Origin of the sequence: Segniliparus rotundus DSM 44985, assembly GCF_000092825.1 — a bacterium.
Taxonomy (GTDB): domain Bacteria; phylum Actinomycetota; class Actinomycetes; order Mycobacteriales; family Mycobacteriaceae; genus Segniliparus; species Segniliparus rotundus.
Window position 1 is genome coordinate 1,151,321 of record NC_014168.1, and the last position, 13,954, is coordinate 1,165,274.

The 13,954-nt window shown below is 68.7% G+C and carries 22 protein-coding genes and 1 tRNA gene; 5 read left to right on the forward strand and 18 right to left on the reverse strand.

Going from position 1 to position 13,954, the window contains the following annotated elements; genetic code table 11:
• Window positions 1-5: 5 nt before the first annotated feature.
• From SROT_RS05875 to SROT_RS05950, 16 genes are all read right to left on the reverse strand, one after another.
• Window positions 6-1,124, reverse strand: coding sequence for a DNA cytosine methyltransferase (locus SROT_RS05875; RefSeq protein WP_013138100.1), 1,119 nt, complete (start codon window positions 1,122-1,124; stop codon window positions 6-8).
• Window positions 1,109-1,342: a helix-turn-helix domain-containing protein gene (locus SROT_RS05880; RefSeq protein WP_013138101.1), complete on the reverse strand. Its 234-nt coding sequence runs from the start codon at window positions 1,340-1,342 to the stop codon at window positions 1,109-1,111. The genes SROT_RS05875 and SROT_RS05880 overlap by 16 nt, the downstream gene beginning before the upstream one ends.
• A gap of 190 nt (window positions 1,343-1,532) precedes the next feature.
• On the reverse strand, window positions 1,533-2,189 hold the full coding sequence (locus SROT_RS15555) for a hypothetical protein (RefSeq protein WP_013138102.1): 657 nt from the start codon (window positions 2,187-2,189) through the stop codon (window positions 1,533-1,535).
• On the reverse strand, window positions 2,186-2,434 hold the full coding sequence (locus SROT_RS05890; RefSeq protein WP_013138103.1) for a hypothetical protein: 249 nt from the start codon (window positions 2,432-2,434) through the stop codon (window positions 2,186-2,188). The genes SROT_RS15555 and SROT_RS05890 overlap by 4 nt, the downstream gene beginning before the upstream one ends.
• Window positions 2,431-2,688 (reverse strand): hypothetical protein, encoded by a 258-nt coding sequence (locus SROT_RS05895; RefSeq protein ID WP_013138104.1) that lies wholly within the window; start codon window positions 2,686-2,688, stop codon window positions 2,431-2,433. The genes SROT_RS05890 and SROT_RS05895 overlap by 4 nt, the downstream gene beginning before the upstream one ends.
• 3 nt (window positions 2,689-2,691) lie before the next feature.
• Window positions 2,692-3,069: a hypothetical protein gene (locus SROT_RS05900; RefSeq protein ID WP_013138105.1), complete on the reverse strand. Its 378-nt coding sequence runs from the start codon at window positions 3,067-3,069 to the stop codon at window positions 2,692-2,694.
• Window positions 3,069-3,863, reverse strand: coding sequence for a hypothetical protein (locus tag SROT_RS05905; protein WP_013138106.1), 795 nt, complete (start codon window positions 3,861-3,863; stop codon window positions 3,069-3,071). The genes SROT_RS05900 and SROT_RS05905 overlap by 1 nt, the downstream gene beginning before the upstream one ends.
• A 3-nt stretch (window positions 3,864-3,866) precedes the next feature.
• Complete coding sequence (locus SROT_RS05910) at window positions 3,867-4,292, reverse strand: hypothetical protein (protein WP_013138107.1); 426 nt, start codon at window positions 4,290-4,292, stop codon at window positions 3,867-3,869.
• Window positions 4,289-4,675: a hypothetical protein gene (locus SROT_RS05915; protein WP_013138108.1), complete on the reverse strand. Its 387-nt coding sequence runs from the start codon at window positions 4,673-4,675 to the stop codon at window positions 4,289-4,291. The genes SROT_RS05910 and SROT_RS05915 overlap by 4 nt, the downstream gene beginning before the upstream one ends.
• A gap of 18 nt (window positions 4,676-4,693) precedes the next feature.
• Window positions 4,694-5,476: a PD-(D/E)XK nuclease family protein gene (locus tag SROT_RS15560; protein ID WP_013138109.1), complete on the reverse strand. Its 783-nt coding sequence runs from the start codon at window positions 5,474-5,476 to the stop codon at window positions 4,694-4,696.
• Window positions 5,473-5,763 carry a hypothetical protein gene (locus SROT_RS05925; protein ID WP_013138110.1) on the reverse strand — a complete coding sequence of 97 codons (291 nt, stop codon included), beginning with the start codon at window positions 5,761-5,763 and terminating at the stop codon, window positions 5,473-5,475. Before SROT_RS05925 ends, SROT_RS15560 begins: the two co-directional genes overlap by 4 nt.
• Window positions 5,760-5,987, reverse strand: coding sequence for a hypothetical protein (locus tag SROT_RS05930; RefSeq protein ID WP_013138111.1), 228 nt, complete (start codon window positions 5,985-5,987; stop codon window positions 5,760-5,762). Before SROT_RS05930 ends, SROT_RS05925 begins: the two co-directional genes overlap by 4 nt.
• On the reverse strand, window positions 5,984-6,358 hold the full coding sequence (locus SROT_RS05935; protein ID WP_013138112.1) for a hypothetical protein: 375 nt from the start codon (window positions 6,356-6,358) through the stop codon (window positions 5,984-5,986). Before SROT_RS05935 ends, SROT_RS05930 begins: the two co-directional genes overlap by 4 nt.
• 78 nt (window positions 6,359-6,436) lie before the next feature.
• Entirely contained in the window at window positions 6,437-7,279 is an 843-nt protein-coding gene (locus tag SROT_RS15565; RefSeq protein WP_013138113.1) for a hypothetical protein, read from the reverse strand.
• A 5-nt stretch (window positions 7,280-7,284) separates the two neighbouring features.
• Complete coding sequence (locus tag SROT_RS15570) at window positions 7,285-8,205, reverse strand: ParB N-terminal domain-containing protein (RefSeq protein WP_013138114.1); 921 nt, start codon at window positions 8,203-8,205, stop codon at window positions 7,285-7,287.
• Window positions 8,202-8,456, reverse strand: a complete 255-nt coding sequence (locus SROT_RS05950) for a helix-turn-helix domain-containing protein (protein WP_013138115.1) — start codon at window positions 8,454-8,456, stop codon at window positions 8,202-8,204. Before SROT_RS05950 ends, SROT_RS15570 begins: the two co-directional genes overlap by 4 nt.
• 123 nt (window positions 8,457-8,579) lie before the next feature.
• On the opposite strand from SROT_RS05950, the gene SROT_RS05955 reads away from it, so the two are divergent.
• The 4 genes from SROT_RS05955 (at window position 8,580) to SROT_RS05970 (ending at window position 11,632) form a co-directional block, all read left to right on the forward strand.
• Window positions 8,580-8,969, forward strand: a complete 390-nt coding sequence (locus SROT_RS05955) for a hypothetical protein (protein ID WP_148223364.1) — start codon at window positions 8,580-8,582, stop codon at window positions 8,967-8,969.
• Window positions 8,970-9,094: 125 nt separating this feature from the next.
• A complete protein-coding gene (locus tag SROT_RS17005; RefSeq protein WP_041406988.1) occupies window positions 9,095-9,943 on the forward strand; it encodes a hypothetical protein in 849 nt (282 codons plus the stop codon).
• A complete protein-coding gene (locus SROT_RS17010) occupies window positions 9,910-10,173 on the forward strand; it encodes a DUF3263 domain-containing protein (protein ID WP_013138118.1) in 264 nt (87 codons plus the stop codon). Before SROT_RS17005 ends, SROT_RS17010 begins: the two co-directional genes overlap by 34 nt.
• Window positions 10,174-10,276: 103 nt before the next feature.
• Window positions 10,277-11,632, forward strand: coding sequence for a site-specific integrase (locus SROT_RS05970; protein WP_013138119.1), 1,356 nt, complete (start codon window positions 10,277-10,279; stop codon window positions 11,630-11,632).
• 32 nt (window positions 11,633-11,664) lie between these two features.
• Here SROT_RS05970 and SROT_RS05975 read toward each other — a convergent pair.
• Window positions 11,665-11,737: transfer RNA gene (locus SROT_RS05975), tRNA-Lys, on the reverse strand.
• Window positions 11,738-11,936: 199 nt separating this feature from the next.
• Between SROT_RS05975 and SROT_RS05980 the strand changes: the two genes are divergently transcribed.
• Window positions 11,937-13,181 (forward strand): L,D-transpeptidase, encoded by a 1,245-nt coding sequence (locus SROT_RS05980; protein ID WP_013138120.1) that lies wholly within the window; start codon window positions 11,937-11,939, stop codon window positions 13,179-13,181.
• A 125-nt stretch (window positions 13,182-13,306) separates the two neighbouring features.
• Here the strand turns inward: SROT_RS05980 and recR are convergent, their stop codons facing one another.
• Window positions 13,307-13,945 (reverse strand): recombination mediator RecR, encoded by a 639-nt coding sequence (gene recR / locus SROT_RS05985; RefSeq protein WP_013138121.1) that lies wholly within the window; start codon window positions 13,943-13,945, stop codon window positions 13,307-13,309.
• Window positions 13,946-13,954 lie beyond the last annotated feature (9 nt).

The window sequence follows — 13,954 nt, forward strand, 5'->3', positions numbered from 1 at the left end:
CTTGGTCAGGCCGCGAGGCCCTGCGCGGGCCGCTGTGCTGCGAGGTGGGCGGCGATGACGTTGCCGGCGACTTGCCCGAGCTGGACTGGGACGGCGTTGCCGAGCTGCTTGAGCGCGCTCTGCCGCCCGGCGGCTATGATCTGCCAGGTGTCGGGGAAGGTCTGCGCCCTGAGCCTCTCGGGGATGGTGAGCTCGCGTGCCCGGCCTTCGGGGAGTTGCACCATGTTGAACCGCGCCGAGCCGGAGTGGCTGGCGAGGACGGTGTTGGCCGGCAGGTCCGGTCGGGTGGGGTGCATCTTCCACGGCGGGTTGACGATCGGCTCGCGCCAGAGCGCGTGGCGGGTGTGGTGGGAGCGGTCGACGGGGCCGATCTCGCCGAGGTCGCAGGTGGCGTCGCGGAAGGTGCGCCACGGCAGGAGCGCGCCGGGGCCGTTCTGCTTCACGAGCGCGAGCTTGCGGGCGTGGGGCTTGTTCAAGGGCAGCCGGTCGTCCTCGGGGACGGGGTGGCGATGCCAGTATTCGCCGGTGACGTATTGGGAGTGCAGCAGGGCCTCGAAGGAGTGGGTGGGCTCGGGGAAGGCGAAGCCCTCGGGGTTCTGGTCTTCGCGGATGCCGATGACCAGGACGCGCCAGCGCTGCTGGGGGACGCCGTAGTCGGCGGCGCAGACGAGGTTCGGGGTGACGGTGTAGCGCAGGCCGAGGGCGGGCTCGGCGAGGCGTTCGAGGACGCGCCGGTAGTAGTCGGCGTGGCGTGGGGAGAGCAGGCCGCGCACGTTCTCCATGAGGAACGCCTTGGGGCGCAGCCCTTGGACGGCGCGGACGAATTCGGGGATCATGTCGCGCTCGTCGGCCTCGCCCCGCTGCGAGCCGGCGAGGCTGAACGGCTGGCACGGCGGACCTCCGGCGACGAGGTCGGTCTCGCCGGGGGCTGCGATCTCGCTCCAGTCGACGCCTCGGACGTCGCCCTCGATGACGGGGGTGTCGGGGAAGTTGGCGCGCAGGGTCGCGCAGGCGTTCTTGTCGAATTCGACCAGGGCGGCGGCCTGGAAACCGGCCCGCTCAAGGCCAAGGGCCAGGCCGCCCGCCCCGGCGAACAGCTCCACGCTCGTCAACAGTTCGGGCATGGGCTGTTTCCTCCCCTGGTCGTGGCTGCTCGCAGCAGGTCGTGGAATCGGTAAAGGTGCACGCCCGAGTTGTCCAGGCCGGATGGCCGGAGCTTGCCCCGGCGGCTCCAGGCCCGGACGGTTTGGGCTTTGACGCCCAGGACCCGCGCGGCCTCGTCGGCGGCGAGGAGGGTGTCGGGGCCGTGGGCGAGGATGTTCGGCGGGAGCGGTCTGCCCACGATGGCCCCCTTGTCGACACAGCTCGCCGGTGGCGGCTCTCTAGGTGGGTGGTGGGGCTCGGGGCGCACGTCTCCCGCTGACCTCTACGCTACGGAGTTAGCACACATGTTCGCAATGGAACGGCGCGGCGATGTGAAATCGCCTGGTCGGGGGGTTGTGCTCGGCGGCGTGCTTGTGGATGAGTCCAGGTCATGAAGCCTTGTGGCGGGCGATTTCTTCCCATTGGGCCTGGTATTGGTCGAGCCAGTCCGCGATCTCGCCCTCGTCGGGCTCCCAGTCGCACACCGAGCACACGATCCGGTCGTAGTGCTCCTCGACCTCGTCCCAGCAGCGCCAGACGGTGAGGTTCTCGCAGCCGGGGCATTTGCCGCCGAGCCAGACCATCGGGGCGGCGACGCCGTAGGGCTTGGTGCGCTCGCGCAGCTCGCCCCATTCGCTCGCGAGCTTGCCGGCGTGGTCGAGCTCGCAGATCGTCTCTAAGCGCTCGTCCAGCCACTGGCGGGACTGCGCGACGTGCGCGGCCTGGGAGAGGTTCTCGCTTGGTCCGAGGCCGCCCAGGACACAGGCGAGGAGCTGGTGGGCGCGGACGAGGGATTCGGCGATCTCGGCGCACAGCTCGCTGGCGCGTTCGGCGGGGTGCCCGAAGCCCTCGGGGGTGGCTTTGCGCCCGAGGGTGTCGGGGCCTTGCGGGCGGGGCAGGAGCGCGAGGCGTTCGTAGTCGGCGGCGATGAGGCCGAGTGTGCGGCGCAGTTGATTCCGGCAGCCACGGCACATGCCGTCTGCGACAAGTCTGCGGTCGCCGAATTTGTCGCGGCAGCCGGGGTGGACGCAGGGCCGGGCGCTCATGCGGCTTGCTCCTGCTCTGGTTCGAGGGGGAGGTTGTAGGCGAATTCGGTTCCGGTCCAGGCGAGGCTGATGCGGCCCCTCTTCCACAGCTCCCAGGCGGCGTGTTGGAGCGCCCAGTGCCCGAACGCGAGGTGGGCCGCGCGCCACTCGGCGTTGGTGGGCCCGGACTCGCGAGAGTTGGCCCAGATCTCGCGCATGAAGCGCTCCAGGTCCTCCGGGTCGATCATCGAGGGCTCGTGCGTCACAGGTTCTCCTTCGCGGCGTCCGTGCTGGCGGTTGGCGTGGCGGGGCGTGCGGTGAGGGTTTCACCGTCCCAGGCGAAGGCCACCAGGCCGTCGCGCCACAGGGCGAGGACCTCGGCGAGGGTGATGAGCTGCTCGAACTCGGCGAGGGCCAGGGCGAGGTCTTCCTCGGAGAGGCGTCCTTCCGCGTGGCGCCGGACTTCGGCGATCATGCGTCTGGCTTCTGGGTCGTGCGCGAGGGCGATGTCGATGGTCATGGTTCAGTGCTCCTGTGTCGGCTGGTTGGTGTTGTCGATGGACTTCTTGTCGGCGAGTTCGAGGATTTTGGCCTCTAGGCGGCGGTCGAGCCGGTTCTGGCGCTCAGAGCGCTCGCCGGGTTTCTCGCGTTCGGCCCGGTCGCGGCGGATCGCTCTGGCGTGTCGGATGACGTCGGCGGCGGCGATGTGCTCGCCGGTCTCGCTGTAGTGCAGGGTCACCGCGTCCAAGAGGTCCGGCAGTCGCAGGTCGAAACGGGCGAAGGCTTGGGCCCAGGCGCGGGCCATGCCGGGCTCGGGTTTGGCGAACCAGCGGTCGAAGAGCGCGGCTTTGCCGAGGGCTTTCGCGGCGTCGGCGACCTGCTGGTCGCTGGGGTTGATCATTAGTCGAGCTCCCTTCCGGTCAGGTCTTGGGCGTTGTGGGCTTTGGCCTCGTAGTCGGCGGCGATCGCGAGCCAGCCGAGGGCCTTCTCCGAGGGGCTGCCCCTGGCGGGCTGGGCCGGGTCAGCCCGGTTTTTGACGACTTCGGAGACCAGCGACGGCAACAGTCCCGCCCCTGCGCGGGGTTTGGCGAGCCACAGGCGCAGGGCGTCCGCGACGTCGGCTCTGGGGGTCCCGGCGCGCAGCAGTTCGGCGGCTTTGACGGCGAGGGCGGAGCGGATCTGCTGGGGGTGCTCGCCTGGGATCGTCTCGCGCACCAGTGCCCAGCCCTTGATCGGCACGCGACCGGGCAGCGGCCCCTCGCGCCCGCCCGCGTCGCTCAGGTGAGGTGCTTTAGGAACGTGACTAGTAGATGTCTTTTCTTCTCTATTCTTTTCTAGAGGCGTGACGTCACGGGACGTTTCCTGTGACCGCTCGCGCTGACGGCGTTTGCGCTCGCGGTCTTTCTCTCGTCGTTCGAGCAGTTCGTCGCCGGTTTTCTGCCACCTCTCCCAGTTGCGGAACCGGTAGACGCCAGGACTGGTCTCGTCGACGATCTGTGCGCGGATCAGCTCCGATATGTACGACGAAACGCGGACGATCCCGAGACACATCGCCTGCTTTTTGTCGAACACGCCTTTGGTCTCGGCGTTGCCGCAGAACGCGAGCGCGCGGGTGAACAGTCGCTCCGCGTTCGCCGACAGCCCGGCCACCTTCGCGTCGAGGTAGTAGGTCGAGGACAGCCACACCTTCTCCATCGCTCACGCGCTCCTTTTGGGCGCTTCGCGCCGGTCGTGGAGCGCGACGACGGCGTCCACGGCCCTCGCGCCGAGAGCGTTGTCGGCGCGGTCCTGCGCCTCCACGCTCGCGTGCAGGTACAGGTCCGCCAGCACGGCGACCGGGGTCCGGACGGTCTGGGCCTGCCCGGAGCGCAGCCGGTGCAGCTCCGCGCTGCGGCGGTCCCGTTCCAGGCGGGCGTGGTTGCGCTCGCGCTTGTCCGGCGCCCACAGGAGGTCTTCTGCGACGACGGCGGTCATCTTCGGCGGTGAGGGGGAGCCGGGCGGGTCCAGGCTCACGAGGTAGCGCAGCTGGAGGACCTCGACTGTGACGCCTTTGGCGAACATGCCGTGTTTGGTGGCGAGGTCGCGGGCGAGCGGGATCGTCTCGCCCGGGCGCGGCGGGCTCATTCGGACCTCCGCAAAAGGGCGCCGGCCTTGTGCAGGGCGTCGGCCTTCTCGGCCTGGGTGAGCGGTTCGAGGACGCGGGCCTTGCCCTCTTTTCCGAGGCGCCCGCCGATCCAGCCGCGCCCGCAGTGCTCTTCGAGGTTCTTCACCAGCCCCGCGCCGAAGACGAGGACGTCGGGGGCGCGCTCGGGTCCGGTGGGGTGCTCGACGTCGACGACGTTGGCGCGGATGGCGGGTTTGACGCCGTACTGGCCGGTCTCGACGTCCTCTTTGGCGAGGGGCTCGATGAGCAGGACGTGGCCGTGGGCCTTGTCCCAGTCGAAGCGGTAGGGGGTGGGGTCGACGAGCTCGGGGTCGTCGGGCTCTGCGGTGTTCGCGGTCGTCATTTGGTTCCTCATTTCCTCTTAGGCGGCGTTGTGGGACAGGACGGCGGTTTCGCCGGCGCACTGGACAGGCGAGCTGGGGCGTGGCGCGAAGAACGGGCAGTGCTCGCACTTGACGGGGGTGATGGGGATCTTGGCGAAATCGGGCTCGGTTCGCGTGATCGCGTTGTGTCGGCGGCGCCGGTTGGCTTGTTCGAATCGGCGCAGGTGCTCTTGGGCGAGCTCGGGGTCACAGGGCTCCTCGAAGCAGATCGCGTCCTCCAGGTTCCCCGAGCGCGGCAGGTAGACGACCGCGATCTTGCGCACCTTCACGCCGGTCTGGTTGAGGCCGTGCCCGTAGAGGCTGGTCTGGGCGCGGTGCTCGGGGTCCATCTCCCCTTGGCGCTTGACCGCCGCGATCCTGGCGGCGGACCCGGTCTTCCAGTCGATCACCGTCCCCGAATCGGCGTCCACCAGGTCCGGGGTCCCCGCCAGGCCGGGGACGATCTCGATCTTGCGTTCGGCGGTCCACCGTTCCCGGCCGAGCCGGGCGTTGTCCGCTACAGCGGCGGCGCCCAGCCAGGCGTGGATCGCGGTGCCGACGATGGAGGCCCACGGGTCCCCGCCCTCGTTCGCCTTCGGGGCCCCGGCCAGGCGCAGCGCCAGGCGGCGCTCGCACGGGTGCGCCAGCTCCGAGGGCCCGAGCGCGGACTGCTTGGAGCGCGGGTTCGCCCCGTGCTGGGCCTTGATCATCTGTTTCAGGTCGGCGAGCAGCCCGACAGGCCGGATGGGGTCGAGGATCTCGAATGCTCCGAGGGCGCTCATTGTTCGGACTCCTCCCGGGGTTCGACCAGCCGAAGCTGCGGGGGGCCGCCGCCGGGGGCGAGCTCTGGGTGGTGGGCGAGGTCGAGGAAGAATGAGTTCAGGTCGCTGAGCAGGCGCCAGAGCTGGCTGAAGACGAAATCGCCCGCCGTCCACTGCCAGTGCCCGTCGCGCAGGTCGGTCCAGACCGGGGCGTGGCGTTTGTGCAGCGCGTCCAGCTCCTCCTGCAACCGCGCGATCCGCGCCGTCCGGGCGGTGATGGCCCAGTCTTGGGGCGTTATGGCGCTCATCTCTTCTTCTCCTCTTGGTCGTGGGCGAGCTTGCGCTCGGCGTAGCAGGGGCCGCACAGCTTGTGCCGCGCCTCGCCCGCTGTGAGCGACACCGAGGCACAGCGGACTTGCGGGCCGGGCAGCTGGCCGCCGGAGTCCAGGTGCGCGCCCCAGTTCGCGACGCAGTCCTCGCAGCGGATCGTCTTGGACGGGGTTTTCGTCCTCGTCGCCCTCCACGCGCTCATTCGTCGACCGCCCGGAACACGCGCACGCGTGTGGTGCGCTGGCAGTCGGCGAACGCGATGGGCCAGTCGCGTTTGAGCTTCGCCTGGTCCAGGCCCGTGCGCTGGTGGGATTCCCAGGTGACGACGGCGCGCCCGTCCAAGACCCCCACATCCGCGTCGCCGAGCGCGGCCTTGATCTGCGCCTCGTGCCGTTTGGCGAGCTCGGCGTGCTCGGCGGCCTTCTCGCGGTGGTGCAGCATGAGGTCGAGGTCCGTCCGGTGCTCGGCGAGGTGGCGGGCGGTGCGCTGGCGGGCCGGGGCGGGGTCGGCCAGGCGCAGCGTCGGCTTGCGCTCGGGCTCGTCGGGGAGCGCGGGCGCTGTCGCTGTGCTCATCGTGTTCTCCAATCTGGTGGGTTGTGGCCGGCTCCGGCCGGGAGCGGTGAACGCCTCCCGGCCGGAGGGCCGATGGGGTTAGTCGAGGGGGTTCTCCGCGAGGCGGGGCCACGGGTAGTGCTCGTTGGGGTCGACGCGGATCACTTGGGCGCTCTTGCCCGCGCCCCAGAGGTTGAAGGCTTTGAACACCGGGGCGAGCGTGTCGCGCAGCGCCTTGGGATTGTTCGCCGACGCGAGCCCGGAGCGCAGCTTGCGGCGCAGCGTGTAGGCGGGGTGCCCGTGGCCGATCATCTCTCCGGAGGCGAGCAGGTGCAGGAACATGTGGCCGTTGACGTGGTCCACAGCGAGGATGCGCCACGCCGCCGCGGCCCAGGAGGAGGGGGAGCCGGCGAGGTCGCGGTAGACCTGGTACCCGAGTCGGGTCGCGCAGGCCAGCTGTTCTGCGTGCTCTCTGGCGAAGGCGACCGTCTCGGTGTGGGTGGGGACGTGCCGCTGGTCGAGCATGATCACGGCACGCGCGGCGGAGGCGACCTTGGTGGCGTCGGGGACGCCGTCGATGCGCAGCGCGTCGGCGACGGTGCGCTTGGCCCCGGAGTCCATGACGTGCTGTGAGTCTTTCGGCAGCCCGGTGACGAGCAGCAGTTTCAGGCGGACGCCGGATTTGACGATCGCCGAGAGGCGGTGCTGCCCGTCGAGCAGCGTGCCGTCGGCGGCGACCTGGACCGGGGCGGCGTTCTCCTTCCAGCGCCCCTCGGTCATGTCTCTGGCGAGGGCGTCGCGGTGGGCGGGGCGCAGGTTTCTGTTGCGCGTGTTGTGCCCGAGGAGCTCTTCGGCCTCCTCGGGGCCGATCCACCACCAGGAGGCGTCGGGGCCTGAGGCGTCGGCGAACGCGGAGGCTGGAGTCGGGATAGTCGTGGTCATGGCGATCAGTTCCTCTCGGGGATGGGGATGGGCGGTTCTTCCTGTTGGGGGAAGTCTTCGGGGGCGAGCTCGTCGAGCAGCTCTCGCGCGGAGAAGATCGTCTGCTGCAAGGCGCGGCGGACTCTGGGCTCCAAGCTCTTGCGGTTCGAGCCCCAGCGGTCGTCTTTGAGCAGGCGGCGGTACCCGTCGAGGACGGCGTCCTGCTGCACGCTCAGCCGCAGCTCCACATCGGGCAGCGGTTTGCGCTTGCGGGCGGCCTTGGGCTCGGGCAGGGGCTCGTCCGGCGCCCGCTCCCGCTCAGGGGGCTGGGCGGCTTTGGCCTCGATCACGGACTTCCACGCGGCGTGGACGCTGCCGTCCTCGTCCATCGAGGCCAGTGCCCGCTCGGCGGCCTCGCGGACCGCCTCCGGGGCGTCGGGGTCCTCGGCGGCCTCGCGAACGCTGCGGACCTTCGCGATGGTGTCGCGGGAGTAGCCGACGGCTTCCGCCGCTATGTCCCTGGTCTTCGGAATCCGCGCGTCGGAAACTGGTGCAGAATCTGCACCAGTTTTCGGCCTGCCTTGGGTGGCCTGCCTGCGTGCTTCAGCAACAGGTTTGAGGATCTTCTCGATCTCACCGGCGATGGCCTCGGCCTCCACGGGGGTGAAGGGCTTGCGGCAGGCGTTCTCGTCGGACTCGGCGCGCAGCAGCCGCGCCGCGTCGTCGAGGTCGGCCATGACGGTCACCGGGACGCGCTGCCAGCCGAGCAGTTTGACGGCCTCGACGCGGCGCTGCCCGGCGACCAGCTGGCCGTCGGGGGTGACGACCACCGGGTGCAAGAGACCGACGGTCTTGATGCTGTCGGCGAGGGCTTGAAGGTCGCCGAGGTCTTTGCGGTGCCTGCCCTCGACGGTGATCGCGTCCAGCGGCAGGGACGGCGCGCTCACGCGGCGGCTCCCAGGCCCAGTTCGCGTGCCCAGGCGGGCAGGAGCTGCGCGACCGGGACGGCGAGCGCGTCGGCCACCTTCTGGAGCTCGTCGAGCCGCCAAGGGCGCTGGCCCTTCACGGCCCGGCACAGGACGGGGTACTCGACGCCGATCTTCTCGGCGAGCTGGGCGCGGGTCATGTCGCGTCTGGCGAGCAGGGCGCGCACCTCGGCTGCCACCGCGTCGGAGAGGGTGTGGTTTTCGATGGGCATGCCGAGAGCCTAATACCTAATCATGATGTTTGCAACTTCATTAGGTATGTGTCATGGCTCATAGGTGTAGCGAAAGTCCGGAATATGTTGTTCATCGTCATTCCCGTCCGATACGGTGGGCGCATGGTGAAGAAAACGGAGAGCATCCCCCTCACTGCCCTGCAGCTGGCCATCGTGCGCGAGACCCGCGCCGAGCTGACCCGCCAGGGGCTGAGGGTCTCGGCGCTCCAGGGCCCCCCGTCGCTGGAGGGGGGCACGTTCGGCGCCGAGCGCTACGTCCGCGCCCGGCTCGGCGAGAAGCCCGCGATCCCGCTCACCCTCCTGGAGCTAGAGATCGTCTGCCGCCGCCTGGGCCTGAAAGTCTCCGATCTCGTCGAGCGCGCCGAGCTCTCCCTCGCCGCCGGGCGCATCCCCGCGCCGCTGTGGCCGGAGGAGCGCCCCGAGCGCCAGCCCCACTGGGGCGGCCCGAACCGCCCCGAGCGCGCAGAAACGCCGACGAATCCAGAAAAGTGATAGAGAACACATACATGTCCTGACATCGGAGGACGTCCGCGAATCAGGCGGAAAACCGAAAAAACATCAGTGTAATTCGAGGTCAGGGCCACTTTTTGTCAGTGGCCCGTCCGATGATCTCCAGCATGAGTAAACAACCGACCACGCGCACCGAACCGAACCAGGACCCAGCCGCCCGCCCGAACGAGACCTCGCCCGAGCGCAGAGCGGTCGAGGAGACCGCCGCCGCGCTCGCCCAACTCGGGCTCGAAGCCTCCCCGCTATCGGCGACACGCCGAGAAGCGGAAAACGGCGACACGCCGACAGCACTTTTATCCACAAGCGAGCGGTTCCCTGAGCTGGGGGAACGATCCGATGTTCGGCGAGTCTCCCCAGAACCCCTCGCCGTGTTCGCCGGATTTCAGACGATTTCGGCGAGTTCCACACAGCCCTGTGGACAACTGCGCTTGACGATCGCGCCGAAATGCCTAACGTTCAATCACATGCATGTGATTCAGCACTCGGAGGACGACGACCAGGCACTGCGGGAGCGCCTCGCCCGCCGTCCCTTCCACCCGTGGCGGGCGCTCGGGGCCGGCTGGCCGGAGGTCGTCGTCGACGCCTTCGCCGAGCTGCCAGACGGGGTCGGCTGGGAGCGCGAGGGGAGCTTGATCCGGCTCGACCGCCGCCTCGACGGCGTGGTCCGGCGCAGATGCGCCGCCGCCGCGGCGCTCGCCTCCCTGGAGCGCGAGCGCTGCGGCTTCGCGGCCCCGTGCCCAGCCGAGGAGCGCGCGGCGGCGGAGGCCGAGGCCGCGCGCTGGCTCTTCCATCTCGCGGACCTGCTGCAAGCCTACGGCGACGCGCACGACCCGACCGACCGCGTCGAGCTCGCCCGCCTCCTCGACGTCACCGAGGAAGTCGTCAAAGCCCGGCTCGACGGCCTCACCCGCGAGGAGGGCGCGTGGCTGCACATCACGTTCTGGAGCGCCGCGTGAAGCCCGACCCCGCCAGCCTCCTCGCGTTCGAGCGCGCGTGGTGGCGCAGGGCCGCGAACAAAGACGCCGCTGTCCGCGAAGCGTTCGGGCTCGGCCCGATCCGCTACTACCAGCTCCTCAACCAAGCGCTCGACGACCCCGCCGCCGTCGCCGCGCACCCGCAGACCGCCAACCGCCTGCGTCGGCTGCGCGAGGCGCGACCGGCGGCCAGGGCGCTCGGCGCGGCCTAGAGGCCCTCGCCTCGAACCTGTTAACGAGGGAACAGATTCGAGCTATAGTATCGAACATTAGTTCGAATAACCGGCGTCGAGCCGGCCATCCCGAGGAGCACAGATGCCCAGACCCGCCACCCCGCTCGGCTGCTACGGCAAGATCAACACGAAAGAGGCCCGGCCCGGCCACTGGACCGCCTCGACCTGGTTCCGCGACTGGGACGGCGAGAGCAGGCTGGTCAAATCCAGCGGCCCGACCAAGGCCAAGGCCGAGAACGCCCTCAAGAAGAAACTCCAAGACCGCCAGACCCCCGCCTCGGGCGACCTGGTCACCCCGGACACCACCGTCGCGGTCCTGTGGGCCGAGTTCCGCAACCAGCTCGTCGAACGGCAGAAGGAGGGCTCGATCTCGGAGGGGACCATCGACCAGTACGACCGCGCGGCGAAGAAGATCCAGAAGGGCCTCGGACAGGTGCGGATCAAAGAGCTCAAAGTCCAGCTGCTGCACAACTTCCTGCGCGCGCTCCCGAAAGGCTCAGCCCACCACTGCCGCACGATCCTCTCCGGGATGCTCGCCCTCGCCGTGCGCTACGAGGCCCTGCCCACCAACCCGATGCGCGACGTCCCCAAGACGACCGCCGGCAAACGCGCGCGCGGCTCCGAGTCCGCCCAGCGGCCCAAGGGGATCGACGACGAGACGGTGGAGCGCATCCTCGACGCGATCATGACCTCGGACGCCCCGTGCCCGCAGATCGGCCCCGGCGGCGTGCCGACCCCGCGCAGCGCCTACGCCCGCAAGCACTCGCCCGACCCGACTCTCAGCCAATACGCCCAAGACGCCGACCTCGTCGACGTGATCACCTTCCTGCTCGGCACCGGCATCCGCATCGGGGAGGCGCTCGGCGTCCTGTGGACCGACGTCGACTTCGAGAAACGAATCCTGACGCTCTCCGGAAAAGCTGTCAGGGTCAAAGGCCGGGGCATGGTCCGCGAATCCCACACCAAGACCGAGGCGGGCGACGGGCGGCCCATCGAGCTGCCCGGCTTCGTCCTGGACATGCTTCAGCGCCGCAAGGCCCAGCGCCATCTGATCGGCGCGAGCGGGTTCCGCCACCCCGGCAAGATCCGGACCGACGAGGAGCAGCTGGACTTGGTCTTCCCGGCCGCCAACGGGGGAGTGCGCGACATGAACAACACCCAGCGCCAGTGGCGGCGCGTTCGGGCCGCGCTGGAACTGCACTGGGTCGTCCCGCACGCCTTCCGCAAGACCGTCTCCACCGCCATCGACGAGGGCGGGCTCTCCGCGCGCGTGGCCGCCGACCAGCTCGGCCACGCCAAAGTCAGCATGACCCAAGACGTCTACATGGCCCGCTGGAAGCCCCACCCCGAGGCCGCGCAGCTCCTCGACGAGCGCTTCGGCGCGATGGTGAAAACGATACGTAAACATGACTTCAACGAGGAAGAGGCCGTGGCGTGAAAACCGCCACGGCCTCTGACCTGCAAAAAGAGTGCGCCAGCAGGGACTCGAACCCCGAACCCGCTGATTAAGAGTCAGCTGCTCTGCCAGTTGAGCTACTAGCGCGTCCGTCCATAGTAACAGGTCCACGCAGATGCTCGCGACACCTTTGTGGCTGCTGGCATTAGCCCTGGCGATCCCGTAGTATTGCGGCGAAATAATTGATTCGGGGTTCTCCGCTGCTCTTGTATCGGGCTTTTATGGCTTGACCAGCGGTGGGGCCCTTTTCTGGACATCTGGCGGCGAGCCAGGAGGAGGACCGAAGATGCCCGAGGCTCCACAGCCGGCGCGACTGACCGATATCGCCTGGTTGAGCCGTTCGTTCGCTGCCGCAGCAGCGCTCGGGCTGGTGCTTTGCTCCGTCTCCTGTGGCTCCGAACAACGTCACACGGGCGCTGGCCTCGCGCCCGGCGCGGCGGTGGGCGTCGCCGACGAAGTGTTGCAGCCGAAGCTTGAGTCTTCGGTCAAAGACGGCGCGAAGGGTGTTTCTCCCGCGGACCCCGTCACGCTGGCCGCCGCTGGCGGGACGATTGTTTCGGCCACCTTGAGCGGCCTCGACGGCACGGTCGTCAAGACCGAGCTGAGCGGCGACAAGCACAGCTGGCGCACGGTCGAGCCGCTTGGCTACGGCAAGAGGTACACCCTCAAGGCAGAGGTCATGGGCGTGGCCGGGAAGAGCGAGCTGACCCGGACGTTCACAACGGCGACCCCGGTGTCGCAGACGATGCCGTATTTCAACAAAGGAAATGCCAACGGGGGCGTCGTCGGCGTCGCGCAGCCGGTCGGCGTGAAGTTCGATGAGCCGATCTCGGACCGGGCCGCTGCGGAAAAAGCGATCAAAGTCACGACAGAGCCTGCTGTGGAGGGCGCTTTCTATTGGATCTCGCCCTCTGAGGTCCGGTGGCGGCCGGAGCACTTCTGGAAACCCGGCACCAAGGTGTCCGTCCAAGTCCACGACTACGGCGTCGACCTCGGCGGCGGGATGTACGGCCAGCAAGACATCGCGACGAGCTTCACCGTCGGGGACGAGCTGCTCGCCGTGGCGGACGACAACACCAAGCAGATCCAAGTCTTTGTGAACGGCCAGTTGGTGCGCACCATGCCCACGTCGATGGGGATGGACAATCCGAAGCTTTTGACGAACAACGGCTATTACACCGTCGGCGACCACAACGAGTCCATGATCATGGACTCGTCGACGTTCGGGCTGCCCACATGGGCTCCGATGGGGTACCGCACCAAAGTCGAATGGGCCACGCAGATCTCCTACAGCGGCATTTACATCCATGCCGCGCCGTGGTCTGTGTGGGCGCAGGGCAAGCGGAACACAAGCCATGGCTGCCTCAATGTGAGCCCCGAGGACGCGAAGTGGTTCTTGGAGCATTCCAAGCGCGGCGATGTGGTTTTGGTGAAGAACACGAAAGGCACCACGTTGCCGGGCAATGACGGCCTTGGCGACTGGAATATTCCTTGGGACGTTTGGAAAGCCGGCAATCGGGGCGTGTCCTAAACACCGGCCGTCTCGTCAAGACCGACCAGGAGCAGTGTTTGCGTCGGCGAGAGTCGAATCGCCGAGAAGACCGGGCGGCGCAACCGAACCGGGCCGGCCCGCACGAGAAGCCCGAGTCGCCGCGTTCATTTCCGCGTGTGCGCTGTGTGCCCCTCGGTGAGCGCGCGGCGCCCGGCGAGCGCCCGGCCCAGTGTCATCTCGTCCGCGAATTCTAAATCTCCGCCCATCGGCAAGCCGGAGGCGAGCCTGGTGACTTCCAAGTCTGGGAAGTTGGCGAGCATTCGGGCGAGATAGGTCGCGGTCGCCTCGCCTTCCGTGTTCGGGTCGGTGGCGATGATGATCTCGGTGACGGTCACGCCGTCCGCGGAGGCGCCGAGACGTGTCAGCAGCTCTTTGACGCGCAGCCGGTCGGGGCCGATCCCCGCGAGAGGGTTCAGCGCTCCGCCGAGCACATGGTAGCGGCCATGGAATTCTCGGGTGCGCTCGATGGCGGCCACATCCTTGGGCTGGGAGACGACGCAGATCCGGGTCAGGTCTCTGCGCGCGTCCGCGCAAACCCGGCAGGTCACATCCGCTGCGATGTTCCCGCAGATGTCGCAGAAGCGCACGCCGTCGCGGATTTTGGCGAGCGCAGAGACGAGCCGGTCGATCTCCGGCTTCGGGGACCCCACGAGGTGGAACGCAATGCGTTGAGCGCCCTTGGGCCCGACTCCGGGCAGGCGGCTCAATTCATCGATAAGGTCCTGGACCGGGCCTTCAAACACCCCAGGATT